The 2,462-nt window shown below is 59.5% G+C and carries 1 protein-coding gene and 1 pseudogene; both read right to left on the bottom strand.

Annotated features, from left to right (window positions below; all coding sequences use genetic code 11):
• Positions 1 to 177: 177 nt before the first annotated feature.
• Positions 178 to 1,408 (bottom strand): annotated as a pseudogene (locus tag DRB19_RS29390) (IS66 family transposase).
• Between the two features lie 91 nt (positions 1,409 to 1,499).
• Positions 1,500 to 2,339, bottom strand: a complete 840-nt coding sequence (locus tag DRB19_RS29385; protein WP_114189475.1) for a glycoside hydrolase family 16 protein — start codon at positions 2,337 to 2,339, stop codon at positions 1,500 to 1,502.
• Positions 2,340 to 2,462 lie beyond the last annotated feature (123 nt).

The raw sequence follows: 2,462 nt of genomic DNA, 5'->3' as shown, positions 1-2,462 counted from the left end.
ACAGCTTCCCGGCGGACGAATGCCAGAACTACCTCAGCAACTGCGGATACGAGTTCACCTAAATCGAATCCGCTCTAGCTCAGCATCCAGAAGGGAAACACATGAGTCAGACCTGGAGGCCGCTTGTATCGGGCTCCAAGCACAAGGTAATTACCCACGCCGTTGCTGGGGCTGACTTCAGGCGCTGACGGTAGCGAGAATGGTGTCGAAGACGATGCCACGTGGCGTGAGCCGAGCCGTGTCGATGACGGTGCGCACGGCCGCTTCGCCTTCAGCCGCCCACATGGCCCGGTAGCCGTTGGTGACCTTTCGCTGAACCACGGCGGGGCGGAGCGCCCGCTCACAGGCGTTATTGGTCGCCGCGACCTGGCCGGGATGGTCGAGGAAGGTCAGGAGTTGCTCGCGAGCCCGGCCGATCTTGGCCTGGAGGGCCTGGGTCAGGTCACAGGGACTCGGGGCCGCGAGGACGCTGGCCAGTTGCCGCTCCAGTGTCCGCCGCTTGGCCAACAAGGTCGATGGCGCCAGCGTGGTGACCTGGTCCGAGAGGGCGAAGACGGCATTGAGCCAGAGCTGCAAGCGCCAGGGCACCGGATCGTCGCTGACCTCCACCGCATAGGCAACGTCCCGCGCCAGATGCGCCAGGCAGGTCTGATGCGCGGCCCCATGGCCCTGTTGAGCCGTGTAGCGGTCCGAGAGCCACACGGCCGGGCGGTGCCCGTCCATCATCGCGCGAACCACACTAGCCCCGCGGGTGGCCGCGGCCTGATGCACGACGGCGTGCGGGCTGTGGAACACCCGGTGGTAGACATTCGCGCCCCTCAATCCGGACGCCGGTCTCGTCTGAGGCGACGACCTCAGCCCGGCGCAGCAGGTTCATCAGCCCGTCCTGGCTGAGCGTGAGGCCGAACAGGTCGGCCAACGCAGCTTGCAGCCGTTCGTAGGACAGGGCCTGGAAGGTCTTCAGATAGGTGGCCACCGCGTGCAGCCGTGGCCCGAATGGCGTTCTGCGAGCGGCCTCCGGGACAGGAGCGACGACCCGCGCTCCACACGCTCGGCAGCGCACCGCCAGGCGCCGATGCTGGGTGACGCGGGGCTTCACTGCCGGCAGGTCGATCTGCTCGTGGAGGCTGATCGCCTCACCAGGCAGATCGACCATCAGGACAGCCGAGCAGCACGAGCACCGGTCATGACGGTGCTCGACCACCTCATCCGGCGTGTCGCTGATCATCCGGCTGTGGCCTTCGTGACCGAGCTTGGCTCCACCTGGTTTGGAGCGCTCGCGCTGCTCCTTGCGATCGGTCGAGGGTGGTTTTGAGGATGTGCGTGACGTCTTTGGCGGGCGCTGCAGGCGCAGCACCAGCTCGATCAACTCTTCCTTGCTCAGACGCTCAAGATCGCTGCGGCCCATGACAGCATGGAATCAGCGAAACCTAGCTCACACAAGAGCCTGGGTAATTACAGCACAAGCTCATGGCGACTCGTAGATCAAAGATGTGATGCTAGGGCCTCGAACTCGGAGTAGCAGCCGCACTCGGTCCATCATACCCCAGCTGCGGAGTTATAACCGGCAGGCTCTGATCTCTGGAATAAACTCGTATATAATCGACTTTCTTGCTAGCACTCTTGACCTCTAAATCTGGTGCTCTTCTTGCGTAAACTGCGAGATTGGTCACAAGGTTTGCTGGTGCGGTGTGCGTCCCGGGCGCCGAGAACACGAGCTGACCGTCAATATACCACTTTGTCCCACTTGGGCTAATGTCGGCACCATACGTGTGATACCCACTAGTAGGGTCAAACGGGAGAATAAGGGTGTGACTTCCGCCATCGCCAACATGAGAGGTCAGATACAAGCGCGCATGGTCATTAGAATAGAACTCATAAACATCCGTTTCCTGCGTGCCAGGCCCAGCATACCCGGGTGTTTGCCAGGTCCAAAAAGCAGGCCAGAACCCTTTATCGGCTGGGAACATCGCTCTCTCCTCAATGTACCCGTACTGAAAAGCGAAAGACGGAGACGTGGTCAGCAGGCTCGAGGTCCAACTATATTCACGACCTGATTTCGAGATGAATTTTTCGCGTCGAGCCGTGATAGTGAGTACACCATTTTGGACGCTAGCGTTGGCAAATGAATTCCATTCAAGCTGCTGGTTGGGTTTATTGCCCTGCCCAAAATCCTGCTGCGAGCTCGAAACCTCTGCCCACTTTGATTTATCAATCGAGGTTCCATTAAACTCTTCGTCAAATACAAGCTTATAACCTGTTAAGTCCATGGACGCACTCACCCTAGGGTGCGCAGCTACGGCAATGAAGACTAATACACCGGCGACTGCTTGCCTCATGCTTCTCTCCGTTAAAACGTATCAATCGTAAGTTGGTCTTGCTCCGCTTTTATGGGTTCACCGCCTAGTAGCTATCCGGCCAACCTTTCGAACTGAATCGGACTGACATAGTCCAGCGTCGAA

Source organism: Microvirga aerophila (genome assembly GCF_003332305.1).
Lineage (GTDB): Bacteria > Pseudomonadota > Alphaproteobacteria > Rhizobiales > Beijerinckiaceae > Microvirga > Microvirga aerophila.
The sequence above is the reverse complement of the archived record's forward strand: the minus strand, read 5'-3'. Positions and strand labels throughout refer to the sequence as shown.